Below are 19,073 nucleotides of genomic sequence, written 5' to 3' on the forward strand. Positions count from 1 at the left end.
CGCTGTAGCCGCCGGGACCGCCGCCGACCTGCACGCCGAAGTCTTGGTGCTCGGCGCCGGTCCCGGCGGCTACAGCGCCGCCTTTCGCGCCGCCGATCTCGGCGCCAAGGTTTTACTGGTCGAGCGCTGGAGCGTTTTGGGCGGCGTCTGCCTCAATGTCGGCTGCATCCCGTCAAAGGCGCTTTTGCACGCGGCAAAGGTGATCGATGAGGCCTCCGAAATGGCGGGGCATGGCGTGTCCTTCGGCGCGCCCGACATCGATCTGGAAAAATTGCGCGGCTGGAAGGACAGCGTGATCGCGCGCCTGACCGGCGGCCTTGCCGGCATGGCCAAACAGCGCGAGGTCACGGTCGTCACCGGCCTCGGCGCCTTCGCCTCACCCAACACGCTGGAGGTAACGGCGGCGGACGGGTCGAAGAAGGTAATTTCCTTCGACAAGGCGATCATCGCCGCCGGTTCGGAGCCGGTCAAACTGCCGTTCATCCCCGACGATCCTCGCGTGATCGACTCGACCGGCGCGCTGGCGCTGGAGGATATTCCGCAAAAGCTGCTGGTGCTCGGCGGCGGCATTATCGGGCTGGAAATGGCCACGGTCTATGCGGCGCTGGGGTCGCGCGTGACCATTGTCGAGCTGATGGACCAGATCATTCCCGGCGCCGACAAGGATTTGGTGGCCCCGCTGTTCAAGCGGCTGGCGACGAAGGTCGAGGCCATCCTGCTGAAAACCAAGGTCACGGCGGTCAAGCCCGAAACCGACGGCCTGCACGTCACGTTCGACGCCGACGGCGCGACCCGCGAGGACGTGTTCGACAAGATTCTGGTGGCGGTGGGCAGGAAACCCAACGGCAAGCTGATCGCCGTCGAAAACGCTGGCGTGAGCGTGGACGAGCGCGGGTTTATTGCGGTGGACAAGCAGATGCGCAGCAATGTGGCGCATATTTTCGCCATTGGCGACATTGTCGGACAGCCGATGCTCGCGCACAAGGCGACGCATGAGGCCAAGGTGGCGGCGGAAGTGGCCTGCGGCCACAAGTCGGCCTTCGACGCCAAGGTGATTCCCGGCGTGGCCTATACCGACCCGGAAGTCGCTTTCGTCGGCGTCACCGAGACCGAGGCCAAGGCCAAGGGGTTGAATTTCGGCAAGGCGGTGTTTCCCTGGGCGGCCTCGGGTCGCGCCTTGGCGCTCGGCCGCGACGAGGGCCTGACCAAGGTGCTGTTCGACGAGGACAGCAAGCGGTTGATCGGCGTGGGCATTGTCGGGCCGGGCGCCGGCGACTTGATTTCCGAAGCCGCGCTCGCCATCGAAATGGGCGCGGACGCCGAGGATATCGGCCTGACCATCCACCCGCATCCGACGCTGTCGGAAACTCTTGGGCTCGCGGCGGAGCTTTATGAGGGCGTGATCACCGATTTGATCGCGCCGAAGAAGAGGAAGTGAAGCGCGTTTAGCTCTGGCCCCGACCGCGCCAGGCCAAAATGCGTCGAACCATGCCGGAGATGAACGGCCGCACCGGAAGAAACATCCGGTAGCCCAACTCCAGGGCGGGCAACACGCCCGGCAGCGCGGCGGCGCGCGCGGCCCAGCGCCAGTTGGGCAGGCGGCTCCAGACCTCGACGAAGGCCGCCGCGCCGGAGAGAACACGCCCGTCATGCGCGCGCACATGAAATCTCGCCATCGCGCGCTGGCAGGTCATTCCGTCCGGCGTCGCGGCGCCGGGTTGGGAGACATCGACGAAGCAAAGCGCGCCGGCTTGATCCTCGCGGCGATAATAGCCGATCTCGGCCTGACACAGCGGACACGAGCCGTCGAAATACACCGTCGATTTCTCAAGCTCCGGCTCCATGGGGATCTCCTGAAGGTCGTCAGTTGACAAGGACTGGAGCCTGACCGACGTAGGTCCGATCCTCGATCTGTCGCACCAGGAAGTCGGCGACGTCCGCCCGCGAGATGATGCCGTTGCGCCATTGCGATGGCTCGGTGAGCACCTGGTAGCGGCCGGTGCGCGGGCCGTTGGTCAGAATGCCGGGCCGCGCGATGGTCCAGTCGAGTCCGCTGTCCTTGATCAACCCCTCCTGCACGCCCTTGTCATCGTAGGCGCGGCCGAGGAAGAGCTTGAACGGCAATTGCTGCAAAAAGCCGATGCTGGCGCGGCTGTCGCCCGCGCCGAAACCGGTGACGCTGATCAGACGCTTGACGCCCTTGGCCGCCATCGCCGCGACCAGCACGCGGGTCGCGTCCGAGAACAGGCTGACGGGCTTGAACAAGTCTCCCACGGCGACGCCCAGGGTCTGGATCACCACGTCCGCCCCGGCGACAGCAGCTTCCACATCCGCCGCCTTCAACGCATCGCCTTGAACCTTTTCGAGATTGGCGTCCGAGAGCGTGATCCCGGTCGCGGAGCGCGCCAGGGCGCGCACGTGGTGGCCGGCCTGGAGGGCCTGACGGGTCGCTTCCAGCCCGATCCCCTTGCTGGCGCCGATGATCAGCACATGCGTCATGACAATTTCCTTCGCACTGGCGCGCCGCACCCGGCGTTTCGCCATTGGATATAGCTATTGGCACGACGTTCCAGCAGGCTGTTGGGTTCCCTTTCTCGAGCCTATTCCGATCCGATTGAATCGGATCGGGGCTCTAGTTTTTTGTTTTTACGCGTTTTCTTAACGCGAACCGGCATCCACTTCGCTGGAAAACGCTCTGGCGCATCATCCGGAATGCCCGCAGAGGATGCGCGCCGATAGCAGCTTGCGCCGGTCGGCGCTGAGGCCAACCGAAATGTCGAAATCGCCCGGCTCCAGGCGCGGCGCGAAATCGGGACCGAGGCAGGACAAGGCTTCCGCCGCGAGGGTGAAAACCACGGTTTTCTTTTCTCCCGGCGACAGGTCCACCTTCATCCAGTCCTTCAGCTCCAGCAGCGGCGGCGCCACCGACGCGACACGGTCGCGCGCGAACAGGAAAATGGTTTCGAGCGTCGCGCGGTCGGACAGGTTTTGCGCCTCGACCTCGACGCGGATCGTGTCGCCGGCGCGGAATTCGGTTTGGCCGAGGCGGAGGTTGTTCAGTGCGACCATCGCGTAGGACAGGCCGTGGCCGAAGGGAAACTGCGGGTCATTGGGCGTGTCGATATATTTGCTGGTGAAGGGATCGTCCGGTTTCAGCGGGCGCGAGGCCGGGCGTTCGGCGAAAAAGATCGGGATCTGCCCGACCGCGCGCGGCCATGTCACCGGCAGGCGCCCGGTGGGATTGACGCGCCCCGTCAAAACTTCGGCGATGGCCTGTCCCGCCGCCGCGCCGAGGAACCAGGTCGCGACCAGCGCGCGCGCCCTCTCCGCGAGCCAGGGAACGATCAGCGGACGGCCCGACGACAGCAGCGCGATGACCGGGCGCCCGCTCGCCAGCACGGCTTCGGCAAGCTGGCGCTGGGCGCCGGGCAAGCCGGGATGGGCGCGGCTCGACGCCTCGCCGCTCATGTTGGCGGCCTCGCCGACGCAAAGAATCACCACATCGGCGCCGGTGCAAATTTCTTGCGCTCTTGCGATGCCGCTTTCGTCGTCGCCCCTGATGCTGACGCCGGGGGCATGGCGGATGTCGCAACCCGGCAGCGCGGCGCGCAGGCCGTCCAGAATGCTGACGCATTGGCTGGGGTCGGCGGCCAGCGTCCACGGCCCGACCATTTCCTCCCGCGCATCCGCCAGCGGGCCGATCACGGCGATGGCGCGGATTTTTTCGTCGAGCGGCAGGATGCCGTCATTGGCGAGCAGCGTGATCGCGCCGCGCGCGGCCTGCAAGGCCAAAGCCTTGTCCGGCGCCGGCGCGGGCGCCCGAATGCGGCGGTAGGGATCGTCGAACAGGCCGAGTTTTTGTTTGAGCCTCAAAACCCGCCGCGCCGCCGCGTCAATATCCGCCATCGCCACGAGTCCTCGCGCGACAGCCTCCGGCAGCGCGGAAAAATAGACGCCGCTGACCATGTCCAGGTCCACGCCGGCCTTCAGCGCCAGCGCGGCGGCCTCGATGCGGTCGGCGGCGACGCCGTGGTCGATCAACTCCTCAATGGCCGCGTAATCGCTCATGATGACGCCGTCGAAGCCAAGTTCCTGGCGCAGATAGCCGCGCAACAGCTGGGCGTGCGCCGTCATGGGAACGCCCGCCACGGAGTTGAACGCCGCCATCACAGCGGCGCAGCCGGCTTCGATCGCCGCGCGGAACGGCGGCAGATAGGTTTCGCGCAACGCGCGCTCGGAAATGTCGGCGGCGGCATATTCGCGCCCCGCCAGCGCGGCGCCGCCGCCGACGAAATGTTTCGCCGTCGCGGCGACCGAGGCGGGCGACGACAGTTCGCCCTGAAACCCCAAAACCTTGGCGGCGGCGAAACGCGCGCCCAACAGCGGATCTTCGCCAAAACCTTCGGCCATGCGGCCCCAGCGCGGATCGCGCGCGGTGTCGAGCATGGGCGCGAAGGTGAGGTCGGCGCCGTCCGCCGCCGCCTCGCCCGCCGCCGCGCGCGCCGTGCGCGCCCAGATGTCGGGATCGAACAGGCCGGCCTCGGCGAGCGGAATGGGAAAAACGGTGTTGTGGCCGTGTAAAACGTCGCAGCCGAACAGCAGGGGGATGCCGAGGCGGGTCTCCTCCACCGCGAGTTTCTGAAACCCTTCGGTCGTCGCCTTGCCCCAGATGTTGAGCAGCGCGCCGACCTCGCCTTTGCCGATGCTTTCGGTGGTCGTCTCGCCGCGCACCGGCCCGGTCGTCGCGCCGCCGGCCGACGACATGGTCATCTGGCCCAGTTTTTCGGCGAGGGTCATGGTTGCAAGCAGGGTTTCGACAAAATCGCCGGTCATGAGCGGATACCGTCTTTCCGCCCGCATGTTATAAGCTTGGCCGGAATTTGCGAAGGTGAATATGATGGCCAAACCGGAAGGCGCCGATGTCGCGGAGGCGGATTTCGTCGCGCTGGCGCGGGGCCTTGCGCGCGCGCTCGGCGCGTCGCCGCAGCGCCGGGCGCTGCTGGGGCTGACCGCCGCGCTGTGCATCGTGGTCGGCGCCACCACCTTCATGCAGATTCGCCTGAACACCTGGACCAAGGCGTTTTACGACGCGCTCTCCGAAAAAAATCTCGACGCCTTCGGCCATCAGCTCCTGCTCTATCTTTTCATCGCCGGGACGCTGCTGGCGCTGAATGTCGCGGAGAAGCGGCTCAACCTCACCATGAAGATGAAGCTGCGCGAGGGGCTGACGCGCGACCTGATCGGGCAATGGCTGGCGCCGGGCCGCGCCTTCCGCATCGCCGGCGCCGGCGCCATCGGCGTCAACCCGGACCAGCGGGTGCATGAGGACGCCAACCATCTCGCCGATCTCTCGACCGACCTCGGCGCCGGCCTGCTGCAATCGGCTTTGCTGCTCACCTGCTTCATCGGCGTGCTGTGGGGCCTGTCGGAAAATGTCGTGCTGTCGTTTCGCGGCGAATCGTTCAGCATCCCCGGCTATATGGTCTGGGCGGCGCTGATTTATGCCGGCGCGGCCTCGTTCCTGTCCTGGCGCGCGGCGCGAAAACTGGTTCCGCTCAACGCCGAGCGTTACGCGCGCGAATCCGACCTGCGCTTCGCCCTCGTCCACGCCAACGAGCATGGCGAGGGCATCGCGCTGCATCGCGGCGAGAGCGAGGAAAAGGGCAAGCTCAACGCCCAACTCGACCGCCTGCTGGCGGTGCTGCGCCAATTGATCGCCGTCGCCACGCGGCTGGCCTGGGTGACGTCGGGCTCGGGCTGGATCAGTCTGGTGGCGCCGACCATTGTCGCCTCGCCCGCCTATTTCTCCGGCGCGCTCACCTTTGGCGGCCTGCTGATGGCGGTGGGGGCGTTCGAGCAGGTCAACCTGTCGCTGCGCTGGTTCGTGGACAATGCCGGCGCCCTCGCCGACTGGGGCGCCACCCTGCTGCGGGTCGGCGGTTTCCGCCGCGCGCTGGAGGGGTTGGACCGCGTCGACGGCGTCTCCCGCATCGAGCGGACGGTGGCGCCGGACGGCAAGCTGCGCCTGGACGATCTCGTCGTCGCTTCGCCCGCGGGCGGCATCGCGCTCGACCAGGCCCATGTCGAAATCGCCGCCGGCGAGCACACCCTGATCGTCGGCGCGCCCGGAGCGGGCAAGACCAGCCTGTTCCGCGTCCTGGCGGGGCTGTGGTCCTGGGGCGAAGGCCGCATCGCCCTGCCCGCCGACGAGCGGATCATGTTCATGCCCAAGCGCCCCTATATTCCCGACGGGGGCTTGCGCGACATTCTGGCCTATCCCGGCCAGCCGGACCAGTTCGCCCCGGCGGAATTCGAGAAAGTTCTGGCGCGCATGGGGCTCGACCATCTCGTCGGCCGGCTGGACGAGCGCCGGCGCTGGGACCAGGATCTCACCGACGCCGAGCAGCAGAGCCTCGCTTTCGCCCGGTTGCTGCTGCACCGGCCGCTGTGGGTCATTGTCGATTCCGCCTTGGATTCGCTGCCCGCCGTGACGCGCAAAGCCCTGTTCGACAGTTTCGGCCAGGAACTTTCGGCGTCCACCCTGGTCTATATCGCCGGGCCGCAGGGCGGCGATCCCTTCTTCCGGCGCGTGCTGCGCCTGATTCGCCGGAGGCTTCCTTCTTCCGTCCCGACGCGTTAAAAGCGCGCCTCCCTGATGGAAGAGCAAATGGCCAATCCCGCATTCGACATCGATCCCATTCACGTCATCGGCGGCGGCCTCGCCGGCTGCGAAGCCGCCTGGCAGGTCGCCCGCGCCGGCGTGCCGGTGATCCTGCACGAGATGCGGCCGCAACGGCCAACCGAGGCGCATAAGACCGACGCGCTGGCGGAACTGGTGTGCTCGAACTCGTTCCGCTCCGACGAGGCCTCCACCAATGCGGTGGGCATCCTGCATCGGGAAATGCGAGCGATGAATTCGCTGATCATGGCCTGCGCCGACGCCAACCAAGTGCCGGCCGGCGGCGCGCTGGCGGTTGACCGCGACGGCTTCGCCGCCGCCGTCACCCATGCGCTGGCGAGCGACCGCACCATCTCGATCCGCCGCGAGGAGGTTTTCGAACTGCCGCCGGAGACATGGGACAATGTCATCATCGCCACGGGGCCGCTGACCTCGCCCGCCCTGGCGAAAACCATCGGCGCGCTGACCGGCGAGAGCGAACTGGCGTTTTTCGACGCCATCGCGCCCATCGTCCATTTCGACTCCATCGACATGGAAAAAGCCTGGTTCCAGTCGCGCTACGACAAGGCGGGACCGGGGGGCACCGGGGCCGATTACATCAATTGCCCGCTCGACCGCGACCAATACGAGGCTTTTATCGACGCGCTGATCGAGGGCGAGAAGATCGCGTTCAAGGATTTTGAAAAGACGCCTTATTTCGATGGCTGCCTGCCCATCGAGGTGATGGCGGAGCGCGGCCGCGAAACCCTGCGCCACGGCCCGATGAAGCCGGTCGGCCTCACCAATCCGCACGATCCCACCGTGAAGGCTTATGCCGTGGTGCAATTGCGCCAGGACAACGCGCTCGGCACGCTCTACAACATGGTTGGGTTTCAGACCAAGCTGACCTATGGCGCGCAGCTGAGCGCCTTCCGGACCATTCCTGGCCTGGAGCGCGCCGAATTCGCGCGGCTCGGCGGGTTGCATCGCAATACGTTTCTCAATTCGCCCAAGGTGCTGGATGCGCGGCTGCGGCTGAAAGCCGACCCGCGCCTGCGTTTCGCCGGGCAGATCACGGGCTGCGAGGGTTATGTCGAGAGCGCGGCCATCGGGCTGATCGCCGGGCGCATGGCCGCCGCCGAGCGACTGGGCGCGATCCTGCCGCCGCTGCCCGCCACCACCGCCATTGGCGCGCTGATCAACCACATCACCGGCGGCCATATCGAGACCATTGACGCGGGGCCGCGCAGCTTTCAGCCGATGAACGTCAATTTCGGCCTGTTCCCGCCGATGGATTTTTCGCCCAAAGCGCCGGACGGGAAAAAACTGCGCGGGCCGGAGAAGGCGATTGCGAAAAAGCGCGCCATGTCCGCCCGCGCCGACGCCGAGTTGAAAGGCTGGCTGGGCGCGGCGGTATAAGACTGTCGTCGTTTGGTCATGGGCGCGGCCTAGCCTGAAACTGTCAGGAGGCCGCCATGACCGAGACAGAGAGCCATCCCGAACTCGACGCATTGCAGAAGGCATACAAGACGGCGCTGGAAGCCTGGATCGCCGCCATTCGCGCCGAGGAGGCGCTGGTCTGCGTCAACCATTCGGTCGCCGAGGTCGATCGCTGGGAACAGGCGCATTTCGACGAAGAGGACGCCCGCGCCGAGGCCAAGGAGGCCAAACAGGACTACGAGGACGCATTGCGGGAAAAATTCTTCGAGTTCTAGAGCGTTTTCAAGCGAAGCGGACACCGGTTCGCGTCAAGAAAACGCGTTAACGCTGGACTCTAGATTTTTCCGCGCAGCAGCGCCCATTGCCGGCGCCATTGCGCGATTTCCGGCAGCGGACTGAGCGGATCCGCGGCCTCGTCCATCTGGGCGAGGTAGAGTTTGGGCAGCGCCATGACGCGATAGGCCGGACGCTCTTGCGCCAGCGTCTGCTCCAGGGCCGCGCGCGCCATGTCGAGATTGTCGCGGGCGTGGGCGCGCAAATCGTCCAGAGCGGCGCGCAAGGCGGGGGTGTTTTCGCGCGCCAGCGGATTGACGCCATGGCCCGCCGCCAGATCGACGGGAACAAAACTCTTGTGCTCCGCCGCCAGCCACGGCAGCGCGCGCAAAAGGCCGGTGAGGGCGTAGGCGCGGCCGGCCGGCGCGGCGGCGGCGGCGGTTGCGGCCTCACCCGCGACGATCTGACCGGCGAGACGGAACAGGGTTGCGGCGGTGAGGTCGCAATAATTGTCCAGCGCGGCAAGGTCGGGATGCGGCTCGCCATAGAGATCGAAGCAGCGCGCCTCCAGCAGTTCCAGCAGCGGGTCGCGGTCGAGGCGGCAGGCGTCGAGCGTGGCCAGCAGCGCGTCGGCGGTGGGGTTTTTTCGCACCTCGCCACGCTCCCCGCCGTTGAGCAGATCGGTCCAGAATTGCAGCCGCATTTCGCCGAGCAACGGCTGCGTCACGTGCGCGGCGATGCGCGAGACTTCGAGATTGAAAGTGTAGAGCGCGTGGAGATGCGGGCGTTTTTCCGCCGGCGCGAACATGCAGGCGAGCCAGCGGTCGGGGTCGCCCGCGCGCAGCGCGGCTTCGCAGAGGGTGTAGGAGTCGGAGGATTGCATGGTCATGCGTAAATGACTCCATGTGACGAACCTGCCCCTCTCCCCGCATAGCCCGTCGAAAGGCGGGCGTCCTATGCGGGGAGAAGGAGCCAGATGCGTCACTCCACCGCGATCAGCAGCGCGCCGACGCGGCGCTTTTCGCCAAGCAGGATGTTGTAGGTCTGCGCCGCATTGCCGGTGCTCATCGGGTCGCAGCGCACGCCGCGATCGCGCAGTTTATTGCGCAACAGCGCTGGAATCGGCTGCAAGCTCGGGCCGCAGCCGAACAGCAAAAGCTCCACTTCGCCCGCCGGCAGCGCCAGGACCGGCGCCAGCGCGGCCTCGTCCACCTCCGCGAATGTCGTCGCCGCGAGGGCGCGCACGCCGTCGGGCAGGAGCAGCAGCGAGCCGATATGCGACATGCCGCCGAAGGCGAAAGCGCCCTGCCCCATGCCCTCGATCAGGTGGGCGCCGGGGAGAAAGCCGTCGTAGCGGCGGCTTTCGCTCAAAGTTTTCCGCTCGCCAGCGGCTTGGCGCCGGTGGTCGTCTCGTCGCGGGGGCCGCGCTCGTTGCGCAGGCCGAGATAGATCAGCGTCGGCGAGCAGATGAAGATCGAGGAATAGGTGGCGACGAAAATGCCCCACATCATCGCCAGCGAGAACGAGCGAATCACCTGCCCGCCAAAAATCACCAGCGACAGCAGCGCCAGGAACACCGTGGTCGCCGTCATCAAAGTGCGCGGCAGCACGGCGTTGACCGACATGTCGATCAACTGGTCCGTCGGCATTTTCTTGAATTTGCGCATCATTTCGCGGATGCGGTCGAGCACCACCACGGTTTCGTTGAGCGAATAACCGACAATGGTCAGAATCGCGGCGATCGAGGTGGTGTTGAATTCGAGCTGGGTGATCGAGAAGAAGCCCACCGTCAGCAACAGATCGTGCATGGTGGCGATGATCGCGCCAATGGCGAACTGCCATTCGAACCGGAACCACAGATAGGACAGCACCGCCAGGATCGACATCACCACGCCGAGCGTGCCCTGCTGCACCAGTTCGCCGGAGACGCGCGGGCCGACCACTTCGACCCGGCGAAACTCATAGGAATCGCCCAGCGCGGACCTGACCTTTTCCACCGCCGCCTGCTGCGCGGCGTCGCCTCCGGGCTGCATGCCGAAGCGGATCGAGGCGTCGGCGGGCGTGCCGAACCCCTGCACTTCGAGATCGCCGAGGTTGAGATGCTCGGCGAGGTCCCGGACATAGGACAGATCGGCGATCCCCGACTTGGCCTGCACCTCCATCAGCGTGCCGCCGGAAAAGTCGATGCCGAAATTCATTCCCACGAACAGGAACAGCAGCACGGACACGATCGAGAGCACGGCCGAGAACGGATAAGACACGCGCCGGAAGCGCATGAACGGGAATTTGGTGTTTTCGGGCGCAAGCCGCAGCAGTTTCATCTTCGGAATCCGTTAAATCGGCAGCTTGGTCGGACGGCGGTACTTGTACCACAGCGCGATCATCATGCGCGTCATGGTGACCGCCGTGACGATCGTGGTCAAAATGCCGAGCGCCAGCGAGACGGCGAAGCCGCGCACCGGGCCGGAGCCGAGGAAGTAGAGGATCGCCGCCACCACGAACATTGTGACGTTGGAATCCACGATTGTGGTGAAGGCGCGGTTGAAGCCGGCGTCCAGCGCCGAAACGATCGAGCGGCCGGCGTGGAATTCCTCGCGGATGCGCTCGTAGATCAGCACGTTGGAATCCACCGCCATGCCGATGGTGAGCACGATGCCCGCTATGCCCGGCAGGGTCAGCGTGGCGCGCAGCATCACCAGCATGGCGAAGATCATGGAAATGTGGATCAGCAGGGCCAGATTGGCGAACACGCCGAACGTGCCATAGGTGATCAGCATGTAGGTGACGACGAGGCCGGCGGCCCAGTAGGCGGCGCGCTTGCCGGCGTCGATCGAATCCTGGCCAAGGCCGGGGCCGACGGTGCGCTCCTCGACGATGGTGAGTTTCGCCGGCAGCGCGCCCGCGCGCAAGAGTATGGCGAGATTGTTGGCCTGCTCGACGGTGAACCGGCCGGAAATCTGGCCGGAGCCGCCTGTGATCGGGCCGAGGATGCGCGGCGCGGAGATCACCTTGTTGTCGAGCACGATGGCGAAGGGCCGGCCGACATTGGCCGAGGTCACCTCGCCGAAGCGCTGGCCGCCGCGAATGTTGAAGCGGAAATTGACCACCGGTTCGCCGCTGCGGCTGTCGAAACCGGGCTGGGCGTCGGTGAGATCCTCGCCCACCACCATGACCTGCCTCTCGACCGGCAGCTTGCCCGGCTGCTCGGTCTGGTCGAGCGAATCCACATCGCCCGGATTGTATCCGGGTTCGGCGACGAGGCGGAATTCCAGCTTGGCGGTGGTGCCGACGATTTCTTTCAGGCGGTTGGTGTCCTGCAAGCCCGGCACTTCCACCAGAACGCGGTCGGCGCCCTGGCGCTGGATGTTGGGCTCGGTGGTGCCCAAGCCGTTGACGCGGCGGTTGAGCACTTCAATGGTCTGTTCGACCGCGCGCTTCACCTTGTTGTCGATGGCCGCGTCGGTGATGGTGAGCCGCAGCAGGCCGTTCTCGTTGGCGATGTCCAGCCCCGACCCCGGCGCGCTGGCGCTGAGCGGCACGAGATGGGCCAGCTTGCCCTGGATTTTGTCGTAATCGTTGGGATCGGCGAGGCGCACCTGCACGCCGCGCGGGAGAACGCCAATGCCGCCGGACACCCCGACCTTGTCCTCGCGCAATTCGCGGCGCAGGTCGTCGCGCAGGTTCTGCGTCATGGAGCGGACGACGTCGCCGCGATCCACTTCATAGAGCAGATGCGCGCCGCCTTGCAGGTCGAGGCCGAGCACGATGGCGTTGGGCGGCATCCAGGACGGCAACACGGAAGCGAGAGCCGCCCTGTTGGCTGGCCCGATCATGCTGGGAGCGCAGATCAGCATGGCGATCAGCGTCGCACAGAGGGTGAGAAGGGTTTTCCAGAGGGGGAACCGCAGCATGATCAGTCAGAACTTTCAGGCTTTGTCCTTGGGAGTCTCGCTGTCGGCCGCCTCGCCCTCGGCTGGCTCGGTCTTGACGGCTTCGATCTTGGCCGGCTCGGACTTGACCAGTTCGGGCTTGGCGGGCTTGCCCTGGTCCTTCCTGTTCTTGTTGGCCGGCTCCTTCTTGGCCGCCTCGTCCTTGACCGGCTCGCTCTTGCTCCGCACCTCGGTGATGCCGCCGCGCAGTTGGCGCACGCGCACATTCGGCGCGATTTCGATCTCGATCTCCGCGTCGTCGGTGACCTTGCTGACCCGGCCGATCAGCCCGCCATTGGTAATGACAATGTCGCCGCGCCGGATGTTGTTCACCATTTTCTCGTGCTGCTTGGCGCGCTGCTGCTGCGGCCGCAGAATGAGGAAATACATGATGAGCAGGATGATGCCGAAGGGGGCCATTTGCAGCAGAAAGTCGGTTCCGTTCGCGCCGGCGGCGCCGGCGGCCTGGGCATAGGCTGGAGAGACGAAAAACATTGCTGACCTCTTCGACTTGGAGTCTTTTACGTGAATTGGGGTCTTGGACGCGAATTGGAATCTTGGACGCGAATTTTGGCGCGGACTATAACGCGCGGCAGGACGAAAGCAAGGCGAGCGCGGGCGGGAAAACGTTGTTGCGGAGGCGACATGGCGCCGCGTCCCCTTGCGGGAAACGGATACGGGCGTCGCTGGCGAGTCTTACCCGAACCGCGCCTCGACCTGCCTGACCATGGGGGCCGAGCCACCGGCCAGAATCCGTTCCGCGAGATCCGCCGCGCCAAGGCCCTGTTCGATGTTCAGCCGCATCCGGCCGTCGCGCGCTGGTCCGTCCAGCACGGCGCGCGCGGCCACGGCCCTGTCGAACATCAGGGCGTAGGCCGCCTTGTCGGCTGCGGGCAGGTTCTTTGCGGCGAACAGATCGGCGCCGGGGCGTGTCAGCTCAAGAACCAGCCTTTCTTCCGATCCCTTGCCTTCGACGCGGGCGGAAAAAATGTCGTCCTCATTGCCGAGCAGCTTGTCGCCCTCGACCACGACGGCCGAATCGGGACCGCCGCGCGGGAACGGACGCGGCGCGAAGGTTTTAGGCCCGGGCGCCGCCGCCACGGGCGCCAGCGCGAATGGGGCGGGGAAAAACAGGTCGATGCGCCCGCCGATCCAGCCCCCCCATTGGGCGCGGTCCATGCCCACCACGGTGAGGACGAATTTCCGCATCTCCTTGTCGGCGAAGGCGACTTTTCGCGGCGCCAGCGCCTGTTCCAGCATTTTTTTGGCCCGGTCGCGCCACAAACCCGCCTGCGCGTCGAGCGCCGCCGCGCCAAAATCGATCCGCGCCGCCTTGTCGGCGAGTTTTGTCAGTTTCAGCCCCTGCGCCGGTTCGGCTGTTGATTTCGGCGCCGGATCGAGACGCGGCAAAACAGCGGCGAGCGCAGAAAAATCCTCGGGGCGGCGCAAGGTGATTTTCGCGCCCGCCGCATCGGCCAGAATCTCGCCGTCGGGGAACAGGCGCTTAAAGCCTTCGCGCAGGCGACGGCCGAACAGGGCGCGCAACCGGTCCTCGTCGATCTCGAAGGAAATCTCCGCCTTTTTCAGCGGGGTTTGCGCCAAGGCCGGCATGGCGAAACCGGCCGCGCCGACCAACAGGCGGCGGCGGTCGAGGCTTGAGAGGCAAGCGGGCCTTGGGACGTCAGCGGGCATGGCGCCATCATAAGCCAATGTTCGGAAAAAGTTGAGATCGCCCGGCAAAGCGGGCATAGAACGGCCATGACCGATCCTGCCCTGCTCGACTCCACCCTTCTCTTGCGCATCGCCGAGGCCCTTGAGCGCCTGTCGCCGCCGCCGCCGAAAAAACCCGATTTCGACGCCGCGCAGGCGTTTGTCTGGCGCGCGGAGACCCAGACCCTGGCGCCGATCAAGAAGGTCAGCCGGGTGGAGCTGTCGCTGCTGCGCGGCGTCGATCTCGCCCGCGAACAGCTCTTGGGCAACACCGAGCGATTCGCGCGCGGATTGCCGGCCAACAATGTGTTGCTGTGGGGCGCGCGCGGCATGGGCAAGTCGTCGCTGGTCAAGGCCGTTCATGCCGAGGTGGACGCGCGGTTTTCGGGCGCGGCGGGCTACCACGGGCTGAAACTGATCGAAATCCATCGCGAGGACATCGAATCGCTGCCCGCGCTGATGGGTTTGTTGCGTGAGGACGAGCGCCGCTTCATCGTGTTCTGCGACGACCTGTCGTTCGACAGCGGCGACGCCTCGTATAAGTCGCTGAAGGCGGCGCTGGAGGGCGGCGTCGAGGGGCGGCCGGACAATGTGCTGTTTTACGCGACCTCAAACCGCCGCCACCTGCTGCCGCGCGACATGGTGGAGAACGAGCGCTCCACCGCGATCAATCCCGGCGAGGCCACGGAAGAAAAGGTGTCGCTTTCGGACCGGTTCGGCCTGTGGCTCGGCTTCCACAAATGCAACCAGGACGACTATCTCGACATGGTCAACGGCTATGTCGCGCGTTACGGGCTCGACGCGCCGCCTGAAACGATTCGCGCCGAGGCGCTCGAATGGGCGATCACGCGGGCCTCGCGCTCGGGCCGCGCCGCCTTCCAATATATCCAGGATCTCGCCGGACGGCTGGGCAGGACGCTGGATTGATCAGCCTTGCTCCTGCATGGCGGCGAGCCGCGACAGCAGGCTGGATCCGGTCTTGGCCCGCTGCCGGCGCAGCGCCACCAGCGCCGCCTGCCCGCGTTTGCGCAGGTTTGAAACAATGTCTTCCTCAAAACTCGCGGCGGCCTGGGACAGTTGTTTCGCCTCGTCGGCGCTGCCGCCGAGTTCGCGCAACAGACCTTCGTAGAAAGTTTTCAGGCCGGGAATCTCGCCCGGCGCCGCTTCGGCGCGCGCCTTCAGCGCAACCGCCTCCGCGAGTCGCGCCTTGACCCGCTCGCGATGGCGCTTCTGTTTTTCGGCGCCGCTCAGCGGCTTTTCGCCCAATCTGCGCATGGTTTCCTCGCGACAAGCATCGCAAGACTCAACAGCGGGAGAGTCAATACAATAGTTCGATTGATAGCGTTAGGGAACCAAGGTTACGGTTCCCTTACCATGCGACGCAAAACAAGCTCGATCTTTACTTGCTTTCAATATTCTTGTTGCGGAACCAAGGGAGAACATATATCGTTCGTTCATGATTTGTTTAAGCGATTCCCGGCGGGTGGACATGGTGACGCTCCGGCGGGAGGAGCATTTCGGCGGCACGTTGAGGGTGTTCATGCTCACCAAGAAACAAAGCGAATTGTTGCGCTTCATCAACCAGCGCCTCAAGGAAGGCGGCGTGCCGCCGTCCTTCGACGAAATGAAGGACGCGCTCGACCTGCGCTCCAAGTCCGGCATTCACCGCTTGATCATGGCGCTGGAGGAGCGCGGGTTCATCCGCCGCCTGCCCAACCGGGCGCGCGCGCTGGAGGTTCTGCGCCTGCCTGAGTCGTCCACGCCTTCGACGCCCCGTGGAAAGTTCGAGCCGAGCGTCATTCCCGGCAATCTCGGTAAGGTGCGCCCGCTCGTCGCCGGCGAGGAGGGCGAGAGAAGCAATGTCGCCATTCCCGTCATGGGCCGCATCGCCGCGGGTACGCCGATCTCCGCGCTGCAAACCCGCTCGCATTCCATCTCTCTGCCGCCCGACCTGCTCGGCAATGGCGAACATTATGCGCTGGAGGTGCGCGGCGATTCGATGATCGAGGCCGGCATTCTCGACGGCGACACCGTGATCATCAAGAAACAGGACACCGCCGAGTCCGGCGATATCGTGGTCGCGCTGATCGACGAGGAGGAGGCCACTTTGAAGCGCTTGCGCAAGCGCGGCGCCTCGATTGCGCTGGAAGCCGCCAATCCCGCCTACGAGACCCGGATTTTCGGGCCGGATCGCGTCGCCATCCAGGGCCGACTGATCAGCCTCGTGCGGAAATATTGAGCGGGACGGCGTCGGGGTTTTGGGCGGAGACCGTCTCGCGGATCAGGCGTTCGGTCTTCCGCTGCGCCGGGCGCTGGAGACCGGGCCTTGTTGACATACGATCCGTTGGCCTCGCGGCAAGCTGACCCTCAGAAAGACGCTGGCGTGGAAAAAGCCTGCGGCGACGTGGAAAAGCCTGCGGCGACCTGGAAAAAGCCTGCGGCGCCTTCACATCGGCGGCCTTTACAATGGCCGGCGCGTCGCGCTTGCGCGGATCATGGCGAAGCTTGACGCCATGGCTATGGCGATGACGCCCATGGACAGGAACAGGGGAACGGGCCAAGGGGCTGAAAAAGCGCCAAGGCCGAGGCTGATCGCTTCCGGCGACTTCTCGCGCGCCGGATCGCCAAGCCTGGCCTTCAGCCGCGCCAACGCCGCTTCCGCCGCCTCGCGTTCGCCATCTGTGACGGCGCCGCGTTTAAGCGCCTCCACCTTGCGCACGCGCTCCCGCAACTGGTTTTGCATCCTCATGGCTTCGCCCTCACGCGACGATGAGGCCACGGCCAAGCCGGTCCGTCAATCCACACGTTAATCTTTTTCGCAAAAATGCGGGCGATGCCGAACGCCGCCAATCAGGCGGCGGCGCGCGCGTTCTCGGTGTGCAGCAGAACCTGGATGTGCCGGCATTGGCGCACGATGTCGAGCGCTTCGGGCGCGACGCGCGCGCAGGCGGGATCGCACGCGAAAATCTTGAGCGTCGATATCTCGTCGTCGTCGAACACCACGTCGCACAGGTCAAGGCCGACATAGTCCTGTTCGATCACCACGCCGTTGTAGCGCGCGGCGAGGCGCTCGCAGAAATCGACGGCCGCGCGAACGAGCGGCTCCCAGGCGCAGGCGAGCGCGGGCGGAAGCGTGTTCCTGTCGAGGAAATACGCGTCGGCGTTGGCGCTGATTCGGTCCAGCAGGTCGCAGGCGCGCGGAATCATCCGCAGGTCGTCGAGAATGTAGTCGGCAAGGTAAACGATTCCGTTTTGGCCCGGCATTTTCGCCCTCTGATTCATGCAAGCTTGGCCATACAGATTTGCGCCTGGTCCGGCAAGCCGGGCGACGGCCCTTTCGATCGCGTGACTTCTTCCAGCACGATCCAAGGCTGACCCGGCCCCGCAAGTCCCTTCCGGCGCCAATCTTTCACCCCACGCTTGCACGAAGCCGTTCGCGCGGAAAATCGTCCCTTCCGCCACATCGGCGGGCCTGATCCCGCGCGATCAATCGTCGGCGGATTCGTCCTGCCCTTGCTTCGGGGCCGCGCCCCCGCGCGGTTTCGGCGCGCGCGACCACGGACGGTCCTCGCCCGGCGCGCGCGCCTTGCGCCACCGGACGGATTCGCCTTCGAAGCGCAGCGTCACCGCCCCGGTTTGCGCCAGCTTGGCGCGGTCCAGCACGATCGGCGCGGCGCAAGACCTTGGCGCGTAAAGCGGCGAGATGATGATTTTCGCCCTGGCGCAGTCCTCATGAAACGCTTCCGTCTCCAGCACGAGCGCCACCGCCGCGCCCGTGCGCGCCAAAGCCGTGCAGCCGAGCTTGTCGCATCGGCCCGCCGCATCCGGCGTTTCGCGCGCGTCGGCGTCGGCGCGCAGCCATTGTTCCGCCGCGAAGGCGTTCCTGTGGCGCCCGAGCACGGTCAGTTCGCCGGATGGACCGCGCAAGGCCGCGCTGTCGCCGGTGGGGGGAACGGCGAAGTCGAATGTTTCGCCGCTCGCCGCGCCGGCCAGACCCAGGGCCAGCAGGGGAATCGCCGTCAGTCGCGGGATGAGGCCGCGCCACAGCAGCGCCGACAACAAGGCCAGGGTGAGAAAAACGATGGACCAAGGCGCGAAGGCCGGCAACGGCACATTGGAGGCTGGCGCCGAGCCGATCCAGCGCGCCAGCCGCATGATCGCCTCGATGCCGAGGTCGAGCCAGGCCCAGATCGGACCATCGAGCCCGATGGCGGAGAGCGCCGAACCGACCAGCGCCGCCGGCACCGCGAAAAACTCGATCACCGCCAGCGTCAGCGGATTGCCGATCAGCACGTAAGGGCTGAGTTCGTGAAAATCATAGGCCATGAACGAGGCGGTGGCCGAGGTGGCGCAGAAGGTGGCGACCAGCGCGCCGCCGACGCCGGAGCCGGCATGTTGCGCCAGAAATCCGCGCCAGCCTTTGCTTTCTGCGTCGCGCGGCAGTCGGGAGCGTCCTTCGTAAACGGCGACCAGCGCCGCCACCGCCGCGAACGAAAGCTGGAAACTCGCGCCCAAAAGGGCTTCCGGTTCGGTGATGACCACGACCAGCGCGGCCAGCGCCAGATTGCGCATGGTCAGGGCGGGACGGTCGGCGAGCACGGCGCCGAGCAGGATCAGCGTCATGTAGAGCGCGCGCTCCGACCCGACCCGCGATCCCGTGAACAGGGCGTAGCCGCAGGCCCCGAGCATGGCGAGCGCCGCCGCCCATTTCTTGATCGGGTAATTCAGCGCGAGGCGGGGAAACAGCGCCAGAGCTGAGCGAAAACCGACGAAGAAAATGCCGGCGACCAGCGTCATCTGCACACCGGATATGGTGATGATGTGGAAAATGCCGGCCTTGCGGATGATTTCGCGCGCTTCGTCGGACAGGAAATCGCGTTTTCCCGTCACCATGGCCGCCGCTATAGCCCCATTGTCGCCGCCGACCGCCTGATTGACCCGCAGGGCGAGCGTGTTGCGGGCGCGGTCGATGGCGGCGAAAAGGCGCAGGCTCCAGGGGGCGGTTTCCGGCGGGTCGATCTTCTCCGCCGCGCCCAAAACGCCGCCGACGCCGCCGATGCGGG

The 19,073-nt window shown here is 65.9% G+C and carries 19 protein-coding genes; 6 read left to right on the top strand and 13 right to left on the bottom strand.

What is annotated here, in order from left to right:
• On the top strand, positions 1 to 1,438 hold a 1,438-nt coding region (lpdA, locus tag CCR94_RS12375; protein WP_104508162.1), incomplete at its 5' end, for a dihydrolipoyl dehydrogenase.
• A gap of 7 nt (positions 1,439 to 1,445) precedes the next feature.
• Here lpdA and CCR94_RS12380 read toward each other — a convergent pair.
• The 3 genes from CCR94_RS12380 to CCR94_RS12390 form a co-directional block, all read right to left on the bottom strand.
• The gene (locus CCR94_RS12380) at positions 1,446 to 1,874 is read right to left on the bottom strand and encodes a thiol-disulfide oxidoreductase DCC family protein (protein ID WP_425332332.1); all 429 of its coding nucleotides are present in this window, start codon (positions 1,872 to 1,874) and stop codon (positions 1,446 to 1,448) included.
• Entirely contained in the window at positions 1,864 to 2,499 is a 636-nt protein-coding gene (locus CCR94_RS12385; RefSeq protein WP_104508177.1) for an NAD(P)-dependent oxidoreductase, read from the bottom strand. The genes CCR94_RS12380 and CCR94_RS12385 overlap by 11 nt, the downstream gene beginning before the upstream one ends.
• Positions 2,500 to 2,703: 204 nt before the next feature.
• Positions 2,704 to 4,833 carry a glycoside hydrolase family 3 N-terminal domain-containing protein gene (locus CCR94_RS12390; protein WP_104508178.1) on the bottom strand — a complete coding sequence of 710 codons (2,130 nt, stop codon included), beginning with the start codon at positions 4,831 to 4,833 and terminating at the stop codon, positions 2,704 to 2,706.
• A gap of 64 nt (positions 4,834 to 4,897) precedes the next feature.
• Here CCR94_RS12390 and CCR94_RS12395 point away from each other — a divergent pair, with 64 nt between their 5' ends.
• From CCR94_RS12395 to CCR94_RS12405, 3 genes are read left to right on the top strand one after another with little or no spacing between them, the layout of a single operon-like run.
• A complete protein-coding gene (locus tag CCR94_RS12395) occupies positions 4,898 to 6,640 on the top strand; it encodes an ABC transporter ATP-binding protein/permease (RefSeq protein WP_244594050.1) in 1,743 nt (580 codons plus the stop codon).
• 27 nt (positions 6,641 to 6,667) lie between these two features.
• Positions 6,668 to 8,077, top strand: a complete 1,410-nt coding sequence (trmFO, locus tag CCR94_RS12400; RefSeq protein WP_104508165.1) for a methylenetetrahydrofolate--tRNA-(uracil(54)-C(5))-methyltransferase (FADH(2)-oxidizing) TrmFO — start codon at positions 6,668 to 6,670, stop codon at positions 8,075 to 8,077.
• Between the two features lie 56 nt (positions 8,078 to 8,133).
• On the top strand, positions 8,134 to 8,373 hold the full coding sequence (locus CCR94_RS12405) for a hypothetical protein (RefSeq protein WP_104508166.1): 240 nt from the start codon (positions 8,134 to 8,136) through the stop codon (positions 8,371 to 8,373).
• A gap of 59 nt (positions 8,374 to 8,432) precedes the next feature.
• Here CCR94_RS12405 and CCR94_RS12410 read toward each other — a convergent pair whose 3' ends face one another.
• From CCR94_RS12410 to CCR94_RS12435, 6 genes are all read right to left on the bottom strand, one after another.
• Positions 8,433 to 9,260, bottom strand: a complete 828-nt coding sequence (locus CCR94_RS12410) for a phytoene/squalene synthase family protein (protein ID WP_104508167.1) — start codon at positions 9,258 to 9,260, stop codon at positions 8,433 to 8,435.
• 92 nt (positions 9,261 to 9,352) lie between these two features.
• Positions 9,353 to 9,742 (bottom strand): Mth938-like domain-containing protein, encoded by a 390-nt coding sequence (locus CCR94_RS12415; RefSeq protein WP_244594051.1) that lies wholly within the window; start codon positions 9,740 to 9,742, stop codon positions 9,353 to 9,355.
• Complete coding sequence (gene secF / locus CCR94_RS12420) at positions 9,739 to 10,692, bottom strand: protein translocase subunit SecF (RefSeq protein ID WP_104508168.1); 954 nt, start codon at positions 10,690 to 10,692, stop codon at positions 9,739 to 9,741. The genes CCR94_RS12415 and secF overlap by 4 nt, the downstream gene beginning before the upstream one ends.
• A gap of 12 nt (positions 10,693 to 10,704) precedes the next feature.
• Complete coding sequence (secD, locus tag CCR94_RS12425) at positions 10,705 to 12,282, bottom strand: protein translocase subunit SecD (protein ID WP_104508169.1); 1,578 nt, start codon at positions 12,280 to 12,282, stop codon at positions 10,705 to 10,707.
• A gap of 15 nt (positions 12,283 to 12,297) precedes the next feature.
• Positions 12,298 to 12,795, bottom strand: a complete 498-nt coding sequence (gene yajC, locus CCR94_RS12430; protein WP_104508170.1) for a preprotein translocase subunit YajC — start codon at positions 12,793 to 12,795, stop codon at positions 12,298 to 12,300.
• Positions 12,796 to 12,996: 201 nt separating this feature from the next.
• Entirely contained in the window at positions 12,997 to 13,992 is a 996-nt protein-coding gene (locus CCR94_RS12435) for a hypothetical protein (protein WP_146089983.1), read from the bottom strand.
• Between the two features lie 66 nt (positions 13,993 to 14,058).
• Here CCR94_RS12435 and CCR94_RS12440 point away from each other — a divergent pair, with 66 nt between their 5' ends.
• On the top strand, positions 14,059 to 14,937 hold the full coding sequence (locus CCR94_RS12440; RefSeq protein WP_104508172.1) for an ATP-binding protein: 879 nt from the start codon (positions 14,059 to 14,061) through the stop codon (positions 14,935 to 14,937).
• On the opposite strand, the gene CCR94_RS12445 is transcribed toward CCR94_RS12440, so the two are convergent.
• Entirely contained in the window at positions 14,938 to 15,285 is a 348-nt protein-coding gene (locus CCR94_RS12445; RefSeq protein ID WP_104508173.1) for a hypothetical protein, read from the bottom strand.
• 265 nt (positions 15,286 to 15,550) lie between these two features.
• Here CCR94_RS12445 and lexA point away from each other — a divergent pair, with 265 nt between their 5' ends.
• Positions 15,551 to 16,249 carry a transcriptional repressor LexA gene (gene lexA / locus CCR94_RS12450; RefSeq protein ID WP_104508180.1) on the top strand — a complete coding sequence of 233 codons (699 nt, stop codon included), beginning with the start codon at positions 15,551 to 15,553 and terminating at the stop codon, positions 16,247 to 16,249.
• 222 nt (positions 16,250 to 16,471) lie between these two features.
• On the opposite strand, the gene CCR94_RS12455 is transcribed toward lexA, so the two are convergent.
• The 3 genes from CCR94_RS12455 to CCR94_RS12465 all read right to left on the bottom strand — a co-directional run.
• The gene (locus CCR94_RS12455; protein WP_146089984.1) at positions 16,472 to 16,759 is read right to left on the bottom strand and encodes a hypothetical protein; all 288 of its coding nucleotides are present in this window, start codon (positions 16,757 to 16,759) and stop codon (positions 16,472 to 16,474) included.
• A 101-nt stretch (positions 16,760 to 16,860) separates the two neighbouring features.
• The gene (locus CCR94_RS12460; protein ID WP_146089985.1) at positions 16,861 to 17,274 is read right to left on the bottom strand and encodes a hypothetical protein; all 414 of its coding nucleotides are present in this window, start codon (positions 17,272 to 17,274) and stop codon (positions 16,861 to 16,863) included.
• A gap of 222 nt (positions 17,275 to 17,496) precedes the next feature.
• Positions 17,497 to 19,073: ComEC/Rec2 family competence protein (locus CCR94_RS12465; protein ID WP_104508176.1), on the bottom strand; the 1,577-nt coding region annotated here is incomplete at its 5' end.

Origin of the sequence: Rhodoblastus sphagnicola (assembly GCF_002937075.1) — a bacterium.
In the GTDB taxonomy this organism is placed as follows: Bacteria; Pseudomonadota; Alphaproteobacteria; order Rhizobiales; family Beijerinckiaceae; genus Rhodoblastus; species Rhodoblastus sphagnicola.

What these genes read in the sequence shown, in the direction of transcription:
- CCR94_RS12395 (WP_244594050.1), top strand. Translation starts at nt 4,898, where the DNA reads ATGGCCAAACCGGAAGGCGCCGATGTCGCGGAGGCGGATTTCGTCGCG.
- lexA (WP_104508180.1), top strand. Translation starts at nt 15,551, where the DNA reads ATGCTCACCAAGAAACAAAGCGAATTGTTGCGCTTCATCAACCAGCGC.
- CCR94_RS12445 (WP_104508173.1), bottom strand. Translation starts at nt 15,285, where the DNA reads ATGCGCAGATTGGGCGAAAAGCCGCTGAGCGGCGCCGAAAAACAGAAG.
- CCR94_RS12405 (WP_104508166.1), top strand. Translation starts at nt 8,134, where the DNA reads ATGACCGAGACAGAGAGCCATCCCGAACTCGACGCATTGCAGAAGGCA.
- CCR94_RS12390 (WP_104508178.1), bottom strand. Translation starts at nt 4,833, where the DNA reads ATGACCGGCGATTTTGTCGAAACCCTGCTTGCAACCATGACCCTCGCC.
- CCR94_RS12460 (WP_146089985.1), bottom strand. Translation starts at nt 17,274, where the DNA reads ATGCCGGGCCAAAACGGAATCGTTTACCTTGCCGACTACATTCTCGAC.
- CCR94_RS12410 (WP_104508167.1), bottom strand. Translation starts at nt 9,260, where the DNA reads ATGACCATGCAATCCTCCGACTCCTACACCCTCTGCGAAGCCGCGCTG.
- CCR94_RS12435 (WP_146089983.1), bottom strand. Translation starts at nt 13,992, where the DNA reads ATGCCCGCTGACGTCCCAAGGCCCGCTTGCCTCTCAAGCCTCGACCGC.
- CCR94_RS12440 (WP_104508172.1), top strand. Translation starts at nt 14,059, where the DNA reads ATGACCGATCCTGCCCTGCTCGACTCCACCCTTCTCTTGCGCATCGCC.
- secF (WP_104508168.1), bottom strand. Translation starts at nt 10,692, where the DNA reads ATGAAACTGCTGCGGCTTGCGCCCGAAAACACCAAATTCCCGTTCATG.
- secD (WP_104508169.1), bottom strand. Translation starts at nt 12,282, where the DNA reads ATGCTGCGGTTCCCCCTCTGGAAAACCCTTCTCACCCTCTGTGCGACG.
- trmFO (WP_104508165.1), top strand. Translation starts at nt 6,668, where the DNA reads ATGGCCAATCCCGCATTCGACATCGATCCCATTCACGTCATCGGCGGC.
- yajC (WP_104508170.1), bottom strand. Translation starts at nt 12,795, where the DNA reads ATGTTTTTCGTCTCTCCAGCCTATGCCCAGGCCGCCGGCGCCGCCGGC.
- CCR94_RS12385 (WP_104508177.1), bottom strand. Translation starts at nt 2,499, where the DNA reads ATGACGCATGTGCTGATCATCGGCGCCAGCAAGGGGATCGGGCTGGAA.
- CCR94_RS12455 (WP_146089984.1), bottom strand. Translation starts at nt 16,759, where the DNA reads ATGAGGATGCAAAACCAGTTGCGGGAGCGCGTGCGCAAGGTGGAGGCG.